Here is a 13,007-nt window from a genome sequence, read left to right as displayed (position 1 = left end):
CCCGCACCCAACGCCCCGGACCCACCACCGCGCACAGACGGAGAACCCCATGCTCGCCACCCTGCTCACAAAAGCTGCAGCCGTACCCACCGCCCTCCTGATCGCGCTATCAGGACAGGCCGCGGCTCCCCATCAGCCGCCGGGCATCGACCCGGACGCCCCCGTGATCACCCGCGACGACATCGTGATCCATGCACCGCTGATACGCGTCTGGAACATCCAGACCGACGTGGACGCCTGGCCCACCTGGCAGCCCGACGTCACCGAGGCCGCCAAGCAGACCCCCGGTCCACTGCGGAAGGGCTCCGTGTTCGTGTGGTCGGTCAACGGCCTGCAGAACATCACCTCAACCGTGAAGCAGGCCCGTCCCGGGCACCGCATCGTCTGGGGCGGCCCCGCCCAGGGCATCACCGCCGTACACGTATGGACCTTCCGCCAGGAACGCGACGGAGTACACGTCCACACCGAGGAGTCCTGGTCCGGCGCTCCCGTCGAGTCCGACACCGCAAACCTGCAGGCGGCACTCGATGCGTCCCTCGACGCCTGGCTCCACAACCTCAAGGCCACAGCTGAGAACTGAAAGCGCTCGCCGGGTGTACGACCTGTTCCGTCGGTGGCAGCGCAACGGCACCTGGCAGCGGATCTTCACAGCCCTGCAGGTCCGGGCCGATGCCAAGGACTTGATCACCTGGGAGATCAACGTTGACTCCACCATCGTCCGTGCCCACCAGCATGCCGCTGGGGCACGAAAAAGGGGGACCTGCAGAAGGAGCCGCCCGGCGGCGTCTCCACCGAGCCGGGCGACCACGGCCTTGGGCGCTCGCGCGGCGGCCTGACCACCAAGCTGCACCTGGGCGTCGAGCAGGGCCAGAAGCCCATGTCCATCGTGATCACCGCCGGGCAGCGCGGCGACTCTCCGTAGTTCGAGGTCGTCCTGGGGCGCATCAGGGTGCCCCGACTGGGGTCGGGCAGGCCACGCACCCGGCCCACGCGGGTGCGCGCCGACGAGGCCTACGCCTCCCGTAAGAACCGCGCCTACCTGCGCAGACGCGGATCCACTGCACCATCCCGGACAAGGCCGATCACATCCGCAACCGCAAAAAACTCGGCTCCTGCGGCGGCCGTCCGCCGAAGTTCGACCGGGAGGACTACAAAGCTCGGCACGCGGTTGAGTGCGGCATCAATCGACTCAAAAGGCACCGAGCTGTGGGAACAAGGTACGACTGTGAAGATGATCGGGTGCCGCCTCGGGCGGCGGTCTGGCCCGAGGTACGACTGGCTCTGATGCCCTGAGTTTGATCTGCCGACCGTCGTTCGGGGCGGTGCGGTCTGCCGCCGGACCGGTGGGCGTGTCCCGATAGGGGCCTTCGCGACAAGCACCGTCACAGTCCTGACTGCCACACCTGGCCCGGTGTTGGCCACCAGTGTTCCCGAAGCGATCAGGAGACAGGTAACCGTGCCCAGCATGACCGAGACCACCCGTCCCCGCCACCAAACGCCCGGACCTCTCGAGGACGTCGTGCTCGGCGTGGATACCCACAAGGACATCCACGTGGCCGCAGTGATCACTATGACCGGATCCCTGCTGGATACCCGCAGCTTTCCGACCACCGAGGACGGCTACCGACAACTGCTGGCCTGGGCATCCGCCTTCGGCCGCCTGCAGCGGGCCGGCGTGGAGTGCACCGGCTCCTACGGCGCGGCGCTGACGCGCTACCTGCACCGCGAGGGAATCACGGTTACCGAGGTCAACCAACCGGACAAGGACACCCGGCGGCGACGCGGCAAGACCGACGCGATCGACGCCGCAGCCGCTGCCCAGGCGGTGCTCTCCGGACGTGCCACCGCCACCGCCAAGACCGGCGACGGCCCGGTGGAGGCCATCCGCATGTTCAAAATGGCCAAAGTTTCCCCGACCAAGTCCCGTTCGCAGGCGGTCAACCAGCTCAAGGCCGTCCTGGTCGCCGCCGACCCCGCCCTACGCGAGGCACTGACCGGCCTGAGCAATTCCAAACTCATCCGGAAGTGCTCCGAGCTGGAAGCCGCAGATGACACCGCCCCGGCCGTGGCGGCCCGCCACACACTTAGAGCACGCGCAGATAGGCAGCGTGGGGAACCCCTGGCGACAAGGCGGGCACAGGTCCCGGTGATCACGTAGCTGCGACGCTCTGTGACCGCTGGGGAGAGCCGCGCCAGTCCTCTACTTCAGGCCGTCTGCCTGGCCAGCCTGTGCAGGGTTCGTGCGGTAGGCGATCCGGGGTCGGCCGTGATCAAGACGACTTCCTGGTCGTCCTCGGGTACGAGCAGAACGTCGCAATTCAACCGCAGTGTGCCGGTCTCGGGGTGGTGGAGGGTCTTGGTGCGGTGCCCGGGGGCGTGGATGGGACGTGTTGCCCAGATCTGCCGGAACTCCTCGCTGCTGGCGTGCAGTTCGGCCAGCAGGGCGGTCAGCTGCGGGTCGTGCGGGTAGCGGTCGGCGGCCCGGCGCAGCCGCGCCACCACGATGTGCCCGAACTCCTCGGTGCTGGAGCTCTCGCGCATCTGTCCTTGGCCCAGGAAGCGGCGCCGGGCCAGGTTCGTCGTCCCGTTTGCGAGGTCGCCGCCGAGCAGTGCCTGGGCCAGGGGGTTCCAGGCGATGACGCCGTAGGCCGCATCGGTGACAATGGCGCCGGTCTCCGGCAGCCGCCCCAGCATCCGTGCCACGTGCGGGCGTACCCGCCGCACGGCGCTGGTGCCGGGCGGCGCGCTCGATCCCGCGAGGCGGAACAGGTGGCTGCGCTCGGCCGGGGTGAGCCGCAGTGCCTGGGCCAGCGCGTCCAGGATGCGGGCCGATGGCCGCGGTCCCCGGGCCTGCTCCAGCCGTGTGTAGTAGTCGACCGACATATGGGCGAGTTCGGCCACCTCTTCGCGGCGCAGGCCCGGTGTACGGCGAGCGGTTCCCGTCGCCGTCAGGCCGACCTCGTACGGACGCAGGCCCGCCCGGCGGTCCCGCAGGTAGTGGGCCAGATCCTGCCGCGCCATGCCGCCTCCCCCCACTGCCTGGTACAGGCTGTCCCTGGCAGGGCACCCACGACCAGGGAACCGTAGTTGCCATGAACGATCGCACAGCTCTGGTCACCGGTGCCAACAAGGGCATCGGCAAACACATCGCCCGCCTGCTCGCCGCCGAGGGCCTCACCGTGTACGTCGGCGCCCGCGACGCCGGTCGCGGGCAGCGGGCCGTCGAGGAGATCGGCGCCGGCGCCCGCCCGCTGGTCCTCGACGTGACAGATCCCGACGGCATCGCAAAGGCCGCGGCCCAGGTGGACCGCCTGGACGTGCTGGTCAACAACGCCGGGATCTCACTCTCCCTGGCCCCGCCGACCGAAACCGGCGTCGAGGAGTTCCGGCGCACCTACGAGACCAACGTGTTCGGGGTGGTGGCGGTGACCAATGCCTTCCTGCCCGCCCTGCGCCGGTCGCCGCACCCGCGCATAGTCAACGTTTCCAGCGGCACGGCGTCGCTGGCCTGGAGCACGCACTCCAACCCCCAGTTCACCCCGGGAAGCGGTGGTGCCGCCGCCTACCGGTCCTCCAAGGCCGCCCTCAACGCCCTCACCGTCCTTTACGCGCAGACGCTGGCCGAGGAGGGCTTCAAGGTCAACGCACTCGCCCCTGGCCTGCGGGCCACCGATCTCACCCCCGGGGCCGCCGCTGCCGGCGGCGACCCGGCCGAGGCCGCCCAGGGCGCCCTGCGCCTGGCCTTGCTGCCGGACGACGGCCCCACCGGTGGCTTCTTCTCCTGGGACGCAACGCCCGTGCCCTGGTGATCAGTCATGGGCGTCGCATGGGGCGGTCGTCCCAGCGGTGGGTGGTCCAGGCTCGGCGGATCAGGCTGCGGACGGTGATGATCGTGTCCGCGAGGTCGAAGGAGGCGTTGACGACGGTCGCGCGGCGCTCGTAGCAGCGGGCAAGGCGGCGGAAGGCGTTCTGCCAGGCGTGCGTGCGCTCGACGTGCCATCGCTGGCTCGCCTGGATCGGCGCCTTCTCACCCTTGTGCGCGATGCGGCAGTGCAGGTCGCGGGCGGCGAGTTCGGCGCGGGTCCTGTCCGAGTCGTAGCCGGCGTCCAGGTGCACCGTGATGTCCTCGGGCAGCGGCCCGAGGCCGTCCAGCAGGTCCAGCGTCAGCGCGAGCAGAGGCGAGTCGTGGCGGTTCGCTCCGGCCAGGACCCTGCCGAGCGGGATTCCGTAACCATCCGCCATACCCGAGCGTTTCAGGCCATGCTTGCCGCGGTCGACCGGGGAGCGCCCGGCGACCTCCCCGCCGCCGGGGGCCTTGGTGATGGAGCCGTCGACGGCGATCTGGTCAAGCACGAGCCCGACGATCCGGTCGTAGGACTCCAGCGCGATCTGCTGGAGCCGGGCGAAGACGCCGAGCCGGATCCACTCGTCGCGGCGATTGCGCATGGTGGTCGCCGAGCAGGTCGTATCGGCGATCGCCTGGTAGGAGCAGCCGAACCGCAGGAGCTGCAGCAGCTTGTCGAACACGATCCGGTCGCTGATACGGCGGCGGTGGCACCCCAGCGGGTGGGACGGATGGACCGTCGGGCGCTCGGGCAGCAGCGCCGCGAATTGGTCCCAGAGCGGGTCAGTCCGCCATGATGGAAGCACGGGCACAGGTCCCCCAGTGATCAGCGAGCGTCGCAACTCCATGATCACCGAGACTTGTGCCCGCCTTGTCGCTAGGGGCTCCCCACGCCGCCTATCTGCGCGAGCTCTTAGGCTGCTGGCCAGGCGAATCCAGCATCTCACCGAGGAGATCAACGACCTCACCGCGCGGATTACCAGCGCAATCGCCGTCTGTGCACCGCGGCTGCTGGACCGCTACGGCGTCGGCCCGGATACCGCCGCCGCCTTGCTGATAGCGGCCGGCGACAACCCGGACCGGATGGGCAGCGAGGCATCCTTCGCCGCACTCTGAGGCGTCAGCCCGGTGGAGGCATCCTCGGGCAAGACCCAGCGACGCAGGCTCAACCGAGGCGGCGACCGCCAGGCCAACTCCGCGCTCTACATCATCGTCCTGGCCAAGTGAGCTGCGGCATCAGCACGTTGACATCCATAGGGGCATCAAGCGCGCGGTCCGCTACGAGGCGACCGTCCTCGTAGCGGCGATCAACGAGTGGCTGTGAACAGGGATAGAGGCGTCCCTGGCTCAGGCCCGCGCGCCGCCGTCGACCCGGAGGACCGTGCCGGTCACGTAGGAGGAGCGGTCGCTCAGCAGCCAGGCGGCGGCCTGCGCGATCTCCTGCGGGTCGGCCGCGCGGCCCAGCGGAGTGTGCGCCGTGAGCCGCTCTCGGAGACCGGGTGATCCCTTTTCCCAGGTGCTTATCATCTCGGTCGCCGTGTTGCCAGGGGCGATGGCGTTGACGCGGATGCCTTCCGGGCCGTAGGTGACGGCAGCCGACTCGGTGAGGCTGTTGACCGCTCGTTTCATCGCGCCGTAAACGGGCAGCTCGGGGTTGCCCATCAGGCTGCCGACAGATGAGTTGTTGACGATGGCGCCGGTCCCGGCGGTGGTTCGGATGGCGGCGATCTCGGCGACCATGGCCAGCCAGACGCCCTTGAGGTTCACGGCGTAGATGTGGTCGAAGTCGGCCTCCGGAAGCTGGTGCATCGGGCCGGGCTGCTGGATCGTCGCGCCGTTGTTGAAGGCGATGTCGAGCCGGCCGTAGACGTTCACGGCACGGTCCACGGCGGCGCGCACGCCGGCCGCGTCGGCCAGGTCGCACACCCACGTACTCCGCGGTGCCGCCGGCCGCCCGGATCTCCGCGGCGTCTTCAGATGGTCCTCCGTCCGGGCCGCGAGAAGCACTCGGGCGCCCTCGCGGGCGAAGAGCCGAGCCGCGGCGGCTCCGATGCCGCGTCCGGCACTGGTGATGAAGGCGACCTTGTTGGCCAGCAGGCCCAGGGCGGCCGGGGCGCTGGATGTTCCGGTGATAGGTGTGTTGTCCATGGCGCCAAGCCTGCGCCCGTCCGCGAAGCGCAACCAGGCACCGGCGGTACCTGGATCTGAGGCCCGGCGCCCCCGCACACCGGAGAGGTGGACCGACGACAACTGGCCGACTTCCTGCGCAGCCGACGCGAGCGGATCACCCCTGCCGAGGTGGGGCTGCCCGCCGGACCGCGCCGCCGCACCCCGGGCCTGCGCCGTGAGGAGGTGGCGCAGCTGGCGCACGTCTCGACCGAGTACTACACACGGCTGGAGCAGGCCCGGGCGCCGCACCCGTCGCACGAGGTGCTGGCCGGACTGGCTCGGGCCCTGCGCCTGACGGACGCCGAGCGCGACCATCTCCATCACCTGGCCGGCACACCGCCGCTCCCGTCGGCCGGGCCCTCGCGCCAGGTACGGCAGAGCATCCTCGACCTGCTGCACCGACTGCCGCAGGCCGCGGCGACCGTAACGTCCGCGACCTTCGAGGTACTGGCCTGGAACGAGTTGGCGGCAGCCCTGATGGAGGACTTCTCCGCCCTGCCGCGACGCGACCGCAACCTCGTGCGCCGTGTCTTTCTTGGCCCGCACACGCAGGGGCAGCGGCTGTACGGAGTGTCGGACGCGGACGCCTTCGCCCGCATCTCGACGCAGCGGCTGCGCGCCGCCGCCGCCCGCTACCCCGACGATCCAGAGGTCGCCGAGCTGGTAGCCGAACTCCTCGACGGAAGCGAAGAGTTCACCCGCCTGTGGCAATCCCACGACGTGTCCGCCGAGCTCACCCTGTGCAAGACCTTCCAGCACCCGCTGGTCGGCCCCGTCACCGTCAACTGTGACGTCCTCGACATCACCGACCGCGACCAGCAGGTCGTGATCTACACCGCGGTCCCAGGCTGGCCCTCCGAAGAGGCGCTACGGCTGCTGTCGGTCATCGGCACACAGCGCATGGACATCACGCGCTGAGCCACACCGGCCGCACTTCAACGTCCCCTGATGTGGACCGACGCCGGTCAGCATCGCCCGCGCACTTCTGAGCCCTGCCCTGCACGGCACGGCCCCTGAGCAACCACTTTCGACACACGCCCTAGTTCGAGGGCCTACCGGCGGGCGGCCGGGAGTCGGATGGACCCGTTCAAGGCGGTCACGAGGCGCCGCAGGGGGTGTCGTCGTTGCGCAGGCTGTGAGTGGTGTCGTTGAGCTGGTAGGAACGCAGGTCGCTGATGGTACCGCCCTCGCGTCCGACGCAGACGTGCCGGCCGAAGTAGTTGTCCTTTCTGGTAGACGCGTGCGGTGCGACTGCTGTTGTTGATGATGGAGCTGCCCTTGCTGCGGATGTAGTCGGGCAGGTGCCGCACCGACCCGTCGACGGCGCGTTTGACGTAGGGCTGGCCGTTGAAGTTGATGTCGGGGTAGATGCAGACGAACCCGCGCGGGCACGTGATCTGGTCCCGGGCCACGGCGGGGGCGCCCGCAGTGGTTGTGGCGTGGGCGGGCGCGAGGCCGGTCAGTGATGCGGCCAGGACGGCCGGGACGGCGGCGAGCAGCGCAGTCCTGCCGGTGCGGGGCCGTCGTGGAGGCAGCAGTCTCATGGCATGCGCCTGTCCTGGCGGAACGGTTCGCCATTCCGCTTCCCGCCGATGTTCATTCAGATGAGCAAGTCGGCGCCGGCCGGCTCTCGACGGCGCCGTCCGTCCGAGCACCTCATCGTCCAGCTCGGCCTCCAGCTGCGGCGTCGCGGCCAGGGCGCCTGGGCGTTGCGGCCCGGATGCGTGCGCGGAGTCCAGCCGGAGCGCGCGGGCGGTCTGCCGGGCAGCTGACTGGCTTCGTAACTGACGGGCGAGACCGCTTATCACCGAGTTTGGACAGCACTTGGTGACCGCAGGGCGAGAAAATCTCGATGAGAACTGACACCGGCCGTGGGGGCACTGCGGCGTGACGCTGCGAGGATCTCCGAAACCTCCACCGCAGCTCGGTTGATCCACCAGAGTTGTCCCAACGGAGAAGGGACGGCAAGTATGGCGAACAGCGCACTTCTGGTGATGGACGTCCAACGGGACGTCGTGGCCATCGCCGATGACGGTTCCGGATATCTGCCGCGCTTGCGCAGGGCGATCGACGGTGCCCGGGCTGCAGGTATCACCGTGATCTACGTGGTGCTCGGGTTACGGCCGGGCGATCCAGAAGTCAGCCCCCGCAACAGGGTGATGACAAACGCCGTGCGGGCCGGCCTGTTCACCGAGGGGGCCCCTGGCACCGAGATCCATGACGACGTCGCTCCCCAGCAGGGCGACGTCGTGGTCACCAAGAGGCGGGGGAGCGCGTTCTCGGGCAGCGACCTCGACTTGGTACTCAGGGCTCGCGATATCGACAGCCTTGTTCTCACCGGCATCGCCACCAGCGCTGTGGTGCTGTCCACCCTGTGGCACGCCATCGACCTGGACTTCGGCCTCACCGTGCTGGCGGATGCTTGCCTCGACACCGACCCCGAGGTGCACCGGATGCTCACCGAAAAGCTGTTCCCGCAGTGGGCAGACGTCCTCGCCGTCGAGGACTGGATCAAAGCCATCGCACCGCAATAGCGGGGAGGCCGTCTGGGTCCTCACCTGCGCGCGATCTCTCGGTTTGGGGACAGTGGGTCATGCTCCTCGTCGGTGAGGAGGAGGTGCCAGACCTTCTTCTGACCGCCGCCCGCACCAGCCTGCGCCGAATGATCCGCACCGGGAACACGGCCCGGTGAAAACGAGATCACCAGCACACGCCGGCCTCATGCCTCGGTCTGGCCTCCAAGCGGGTGAACCGCGACGGCATGAGCGGGCCAGTGAGCGCTGTGAGCGCGCCGGGCTGAAGGTGTACGCGACGCCGAAGATGCTGCGGCACAGCATGGCCTTGCGGGTCTTGGTCTCGCTGCACCACGCGCTGGACCGGCGGCTCGGTCTGACGGCGGCGCAGCGCCGGGATTACGAGGACGCCTACGGCACGGTGTGGACGATGGTCAAGGATCTGCTGGGACACCGGTCGGAGGTGACCACGCGGGAGATCTATCTGGAGCCGGTGCGCGGGCTGCAGATCGAGAGTCTGCTCAACGATGAGGACAATCCCTCCAACAGCGAGCTGTTCGCCGACCTGGCCCGCCGCACTGGTCTGATCTTGGATGTCGCATGAGTCCGACGGGGAGGCGGGCGCCGCTGCCGCCCTCTGACTACCGGCGGCGCGAGATCGTGGACGTGTCCGGGCTGGTGGTGCGCCCGGTGGGGCAGGGCGGCGAGGACTTGGGCACGTACGACTGCTCCATGCTGTCGGGGGCTCAGACGCTGCGGCGTGAGGTGGCGGCCGCGTTCGCTCGGCGAGCGAAGGCTCACTGGGACAGTGCGCAGAGCTGCACCAGCTATCACCGCAGCGTGCGGCACTTTCTGCGGTCCATGGCGGCCGTCGAGCCGCCGGTGGGCTCGCTGTCCGAGCTCACGCCCGAGGTGTGGAAGGGCTGGGCGGAGGCGCCGGGCGGGTTCATCCGGGCGAAGCACATGGGCGTGCTGCTGCGGCAGGCACCGGGGGTGCCGCAAACGGTGGTGGCCCAGATGTCCAAGCGCCGCCGCCAAGTGGTGGCCCGGCCGAAGAAGAGTCTGTCGAGCGCCGAGATGAAGCGGGTGCGCAGCGCGGCCGCGCACACAGTGCGCCGCGCCGAGCGGCGGATCAGCGGCAATCTCGCGCTGGTGGCACGCTGGCGGGCCGGGGAACTCGACGGACATCCGGATGCCCGGTGGGGCGAGTTGCTCGATCACCTCGCCCGGACCGGGGACCTGCCACGGGTCCCGAGCGGGTTCGTCCGCAACTGGGCGCAGGTGGAATGCCGCCGCCGACTGGGCGCCTGGAGTCTGCAGCCGGCCGTCACCCAGCTGTTCCCGTCGGTGAGTGAGAAGGCCGCGGCCGCCGTCCTGCTGATCTGCCACGAGGGCTGGAATCTGTCGGTCCTGGAAAAGCTGACGGTGCCGAGCCAGTGGCCGAACGCCGACGGCGACGACCCGCACCCGGCCATCCACCGGGTAGACACCGACAAACCGCGGCGCGGACGGCGGCGCCACTCCAGCAGCAACCTGGTCGACGTGGGCGAGGACTCCCCGGGTGAGACCATGCGTCAGATCATCGCCATGACCGAACAGGCCCGCCAGACCCTGGCCCTGCTCGGCCGACCTAGCGACCTGCTGTTGTGGTCCCGCGGTGCGCGGCACCCGATGTTCAGCAACGCCACGGTCGGGCTGCGCGACGCCATCGACGCCTGGGCGCGCGAGGCGCTCCCCGATCTGCCGACGGGACTGAATGGCCGGCTGCTGCGGCACACCGCCCAGGTTCTGCACGGCCGGCCGCGCCACAACACCAGGGCGGTCCAGGACCAGCACTACCTGCGCCGGGACGAGCAGGTCATCGCAGATTCCCGGGATGTGGTGGCCGCCGGGCTCGAGGACGCGGTACGGCACGCCCGCGCCACGGTGCAGATGCGCGTGATCGCCGCGCATGGATCGGACGGGCACGACGATGCGCGGGTTATCGCCGAGCGGGCCGATCTTCCGTTGGACGTTGCCCGCCAAGTGGCCTCCGGGACCCTGGGCGTGCGGCGTCGTCGCCGGCCCGGCCGGCTCCGACCGCCCCCAGGCGCGAGTGAACGACGACGAGTCGCTTGAGGTGGGCTGGTTGCCCCTGAATGCGCTCCCGCCGCTGGGAGATCGCTGTCGGCTGCGCATCAAGCATGCGCTGGACCGAAACGGAGCATGATTCGCCTGGCTCTGACGCCGGCCCGGCCCACGCTGTTGTGAGCCGCCGGGCGCGCCTCACTGCCCAGGGGCCTCTGGTCCGACCATATGATGCTGGGACGTCACACCCCAGGCATAAGGCTCAGGTGTCCTTGGCGGAAATGAGAGGTTCGTCTGGTGTCAGGCCGCTACTGAAAGCGGTCGGCCACCCCAGCGGATGCCTTTCTCGCTTCGGATGCGAGCGCGTTCCTTGCGCTCGGCGGCCAGGACATCGCGGTGACGGGTGTTGGCGTTACGCCAGTGCAAGTAGGCGTGCAGGGCCAGGGTCTGCACCGTGTGGTTGGGGTGGCTGGAGTTGGCGATGGTGAACTGCCGAAGCGGTCCGAAGTGCGCCTCGATCGGGTTCGCCCACGAGGTTGCTCTGACCGCATAGGTTCGCCGGGTTGGCGGTTGCAGCGGTTGAATGTGCGGTGACGTCCGTCCGACCGCTGGGGGTGTGGTGGCTGAGCCTGTCCGTGTGCGCAGGTTGACCGACCAGGAGGGGCAGAAGCTGCAGCAGATCGTGCGCCGGGGCAGCACCAGTTCGGTGCGCTACCGGCGCGCAATGATGCTGCTGGCCTCGGCCGGCGGGAACCGGGTCCCGGTGATCGCGAAGCTGGTGCAGGCCGACGAGGACACCGTCCGCGACGTGATCCACCGGTTCAACGAGATCGGTCTAGCCTGCTTGAACCCTCGGTGGGCGGGAGGCCGTCCCCGCCTTCTCAGTCCTGACGACGAGGACTTCGTCGTCCAGACGCCCACCACCCGTCCGACCAAGCTCGGCCAGCCCTTCACCCGCTGGTCCATTCGCAAACTCGCCGCCTACCTGCGGAAAGTACACGGCCGCGTGATCAGGATCGGCCGTGAGGCGTTACGGTGCCTGCTCGCCCGCCGCAAGATCACCTTCCAACGCACCAAGACCTGGAAGGAGTCCCCGGACCCCGACCGCGACGCCAAGCTCGACCGTATCGAGTACGGGCTGGAGCACCTCCCGGACCGGGTGTTCGCGTTCGACGAGTTCGGCCCGCTCGGCATCCGGCCCACGGGCGCGTCGTGCTGGTCCGAGCAGAGCCGGCCCGAGCGGCATCCCGCGACCTACCACCGCACCCACGGCGTCAGGTACTTCCACGGTTGCTACTCGGTCGGTGACGACACCCTGTGGGGCGTCAACCGGCGCAAGAAGGGCACCGGGAACACGCTGGCCGCGCTCAGGTCGATCCGCGCGGCACGCCCCGACGGCGCCCCGCTCTACGTGATCCTGGACAACCTGTCCGCGCACAAGGGCGACACCATCAGAAGCTGGGCGAAGAAGAACCGGGTCGAGTTGTGTTTCACTCCGACCTACGCCTCGTGGGCGAACCCGATCGAGTCGCACTTCGGACCGCTGAGGCAGTTCACCATCGTCAACTCCAACCACCCCAACCATCCCATTCAGACCTGAGCCCTGCACGCCTTCCTCCGCTGGCGCAACGCCAACGCTCGCCACCGCGACATCCTGGCCGCCGAACGCAAGGAACGCGCCCGTATCCGAAAGCGAGAAGGGCATTCGCTGGGGAGGACGCCCACTTCCCGCCGCAGCTTGATGGCTTCGTTCGAGCGGCCAAGCAGACTCAGCGTCGCCGCCGCCCTCGGACCAGGGCGCTGAGCGTAGCGCACACGATCGCCCCGAACAGCAACCCGCCCCAAGGCATCCCATCCGGACGATGGGTCGTCGCCACGTAGAGGAAGGAGCCGAGCCCACCGGCCACGAAGAAGACAGCGAAGCCTCGAAGCGCGTACCGCCATCTCGGGCGGGCTATGTCTGAAGTCACGGGAGGCATTATCCACACGCGGCAGCAGGCGACCAGGCCCTCAGGACTGACCACCCGGCATGCCGGTGAACCTATGCGGTCACGGCACTAGCGCGCGGGGTGGTGTAGCGGCCGGCGGGGGTCGGGCGGTTGCCGGTCAGCAGGTTCGGCGTCCAGGAGGGCGCTGAGGGCCGCGGGGTTGGTTCTCCAGGCCGGGGATGCAGATCGTCTCGCCCGGCCGCAGGCCGGCGAGGCCGGCCTGGGCCACGCTTTCCGCGGTCATGGCAAAGGGCACGCCGTGGCCGAAGCCGTCGTTGACCTCGGTTGAGTTGCGGACCACTGTCCGTGCTTGTTGCCCGGGCTGCCTTTCGCACGGCGAGCGGAGGCCGCCTGGGGGTGGCGCAACCGCCGGAGCAGGGGAGAAGGGCCCCACTGCCGCCACTCAGCCTGGCCCCACATCGGCAG

12 protein-coding genes and 4 pseudogenes are annotated in these 13,007 nt (G+C 69.4%); 11 read left to right on the top strand and 5 right to left on the bottom strand.

Annotated elements, in window-relative coordinates; all coding sequences use genetic code 11:
* Nucleotides 1-49 precede the first annotated feature (49 nt).
* Entirely contained in the window at nucleotides 50-580 is a 531-nt protein-coding gene (locus N8I84_RS00690) for an SRPBCC family protein (protein ID WP_263227353.1), read from the top strand.
* Between the two features lie 885 nt (nucleotides 581-1,465).
* On the top strand, nucleotides 1,466-2,158 hold the full coding sequence (locus N8I84_RS00680) for an IS110 family transposase (protein WP_263227352.1): 693 nt from the start codon (nucleotides 1,466-1,468) through the stop codon (nucleotides 2,156-2,158).
* Nucleotides 2,159-2,205: 47 nt separating this feature from the next.
* Here N8I84_RS00680 and N8I84_RS00675 read toward each other — a convergent pair whose 3' ends face one another.
* A complete protein-coding gene (locus N8I84_RS00675; protein ID WP_263227351.1) occupies nucleotides 2,206-3,021 on the bottom strand; it encodes a helix-turn-helix transcriptional regulator in 816 nt (271 codons plus the stop codon).
* Between the two features lie 71 nt (nucleotides 3,022-3,092).
* Here N8I84_RS00675 and N8I84_RS00670 point away from each other — a divergent pair, with 71 nt between their 5' ends.
* Nucleotides 3,093-3,809 carry an SDR family oxidoreductase gene (locus N8I84_RS00670; protein WP_263227349.1) on the top strand — a complete coding sequence of 239 codons (717 nt, stop codon included), beginning with the start codon at nucleotides 3,093-3,095 and terminating at the stop codon, nucleotides 3,807-3,809.
* 4 nt (nucleotides 3,810-3,813) lie between these two features.
* Here N8I84_RS00670 and N8I84_RS00665 read toward each other — a convergent pair whose 3' ends face one another.
* Nucleotides 3,814-4,656 carry an IS5 family transposase gene (locus N8I84_RS00665; protein ID WP_263227348.1) on the bottom strand — a complete coding sequence of 281 codons (843 nt, stop codon included), beginning with the start codon at nucleotides 4,654-4,656 and terminating at the stop codon, nucleotides 3,814-3,816.
* A gap of 100 nt (nucleotides 4,657-4,756) precedes the next feature.
* Here N8I84_RS00665 and N8I84_RS42960 point away from each other — a divergent pair.
* Nucleotides 4,757-5,068, top strand: a pseudogene (locus tag N8I84_RS42960) (transposase); the annotation flags it as partial.
* Nucleotides 5,069-5,191: 123 nt separating this feature from the next.
* On the opposite strand, the gene N8I84_RS00655 reads toward N8I84_RS42960, so the two are convergent.
* Nucleotides 5,192-5,992: an SDR family NAD(P)-dependent oxidoreductase gene (locus N8I84_RS00655; protein WP_263227346.1), complete on the bottom strand. Its 801-nt coding sequence runs from the start codon at nucleotides 5,990-5,992 to the stop codon at nucleotides 5,192-5,194.
* Nucleotides 5,993-6,079: 87 nt separating this feature from the next.
* Here N8I84_RS00655 and N8I84_RS00650 point away from each other — a divergent pair, with 87 nt between their 5' ends.
* The gene (locus tag N8I84_RS00650) at nucleotides 6,080-6,931 is read left to right on the top strand and encodes a helix-turn-helix transcriptional regulator (RefSeq protein WP_263227344.1); all 852 of its coding nucleotides are present in this window, start codon (nucleotides 6,080-6,082) and stop codon (nucleotides 6,929-6,931) included.
* Nucleotides 6,932-7,065: 134 nt separating this feature from the next.
* On the opposite strand, the gene N8I84_RS00645 is transcribed toward N8I84_RS00650, so the two are convergent.
* Nucleotides 7,066-7,557 (bottom strand): peptidase inhibitor family I36 protein, encoded by a 492-nt coding sequence (locus N8I84_RS00645; protein WP_263227342.1) that lies wholly within the window; start codon nucleotides 7,555-7,557, stop codon nucleotides 7,066-7,068.
* 60 nt (nucleotides 7,558-7,617) lie between these two features.
* Here N8I84_RS00645 and N8I84_RS00640 point away from each other — a divergent pair, with 60 nt between their 5' ends.
* From N8I84_RS00640 to N8I84_RS00620, 5 genes and pseudogenes are all read left to right on the top strand, one after another.
* Nucleotides 7,618-7,785, top strand: coding sequence for a hypothetical protein (locus N8I84_RS00640; protein WP_263227341.1), 168 nt, complete (start codon nucleotides 7,618-7,620; stop codon nucleotides 7,783-7,785).
* Between the two features lie 198 nt (nucleotides 7,786-7,983).
* Nucleotides 7,984-8,547 (top strand): cysteine hydrolase family protein, encoded by a 564-nt coding sequence (locus N8I84_RS00635; RefSeq protein WP_263227340.1) that lies wholly within the window; start codon nucleotides 7,984-7,986, stop codon nucleotides 8,545-8,547.
* A gap of 301 nt (nucleotides 8,548-8,848) precedes the next feature.
* On the top strand, nucleotides 8,849-9,130 hold the full coding sequence (locus tag N8I84_RS00630; protein WP_263227338.1) for a hypothetical protein: 282 nt from the start codon (nucleotides 8,849-8,851) through the stop codon (nucleotides 9,128-9,130).
* The gene (locus N8I84_RS00625; RefSeq protein ID WP_263227336.1) at nucleotides 9,127-10,644 is read left to right on the top strand and encodes a hypothetical protein; all 1,518 of its coding nucleotides are present in this window, start codon (nucleotides 9,127-9,129) and stop codon (nucleotides 10,642-10,644) included. The genes N8I84_RS00630 and N8I84_RS00625 overlap by 4 nt, the downstream gene beginning before the upstream one ends.
* Nucleotides 10,613-10,735, top strand: a pseudogene (locus tag N8I84_RS00620) (NUDIX hydrolase); the annotation flags it as partial. The gene N8I84_RS00625 and the pseudogene N8I84_RS00620, both read left to right, overlap by 32 nt.
* A 158-nt stretch (nucleotides 10,736-10,893) precedes the next feature.
* Here N8I84_RS00620 and N8I84_RS00615 read toward each other — a convergent pair.
* Nucleotides 10,894-11,148: pseudogene (locus tag N8I84_RS00615) on the bottom strand (IS630 family transposase); the annotation flags it as partial.
* Between the two features lie 64 nt (nucleotides 11,149-11,212).
* Between N8I84_RS00615 and N8I84_RS00610 the strand changes: the two are divergent.
* Nucleotides 11,213-12,335 (top strand): annotated as a pseudogene (locus tag N8I84_RS00610) (IS630 family transposase).
* Nucleotides 12,336-13,007: the final 672 nt, after the last annotated feature.

The sequence above is a fragment of the Streptomyces cynarae genome (assembly GCF_025642135.1).
GTDB classification, from domain to species: domain Bacteria; phylum Actinomycetota; class Actinomycetes; order Streptomycetales; family Streptomycetaceae; genus Streptomyces; species Streptomyces cynarae.
Note: the sequence above shows the minus strand (reverse complement) of the source record. Positions and strands in the feature narration are given on the sequence as shown.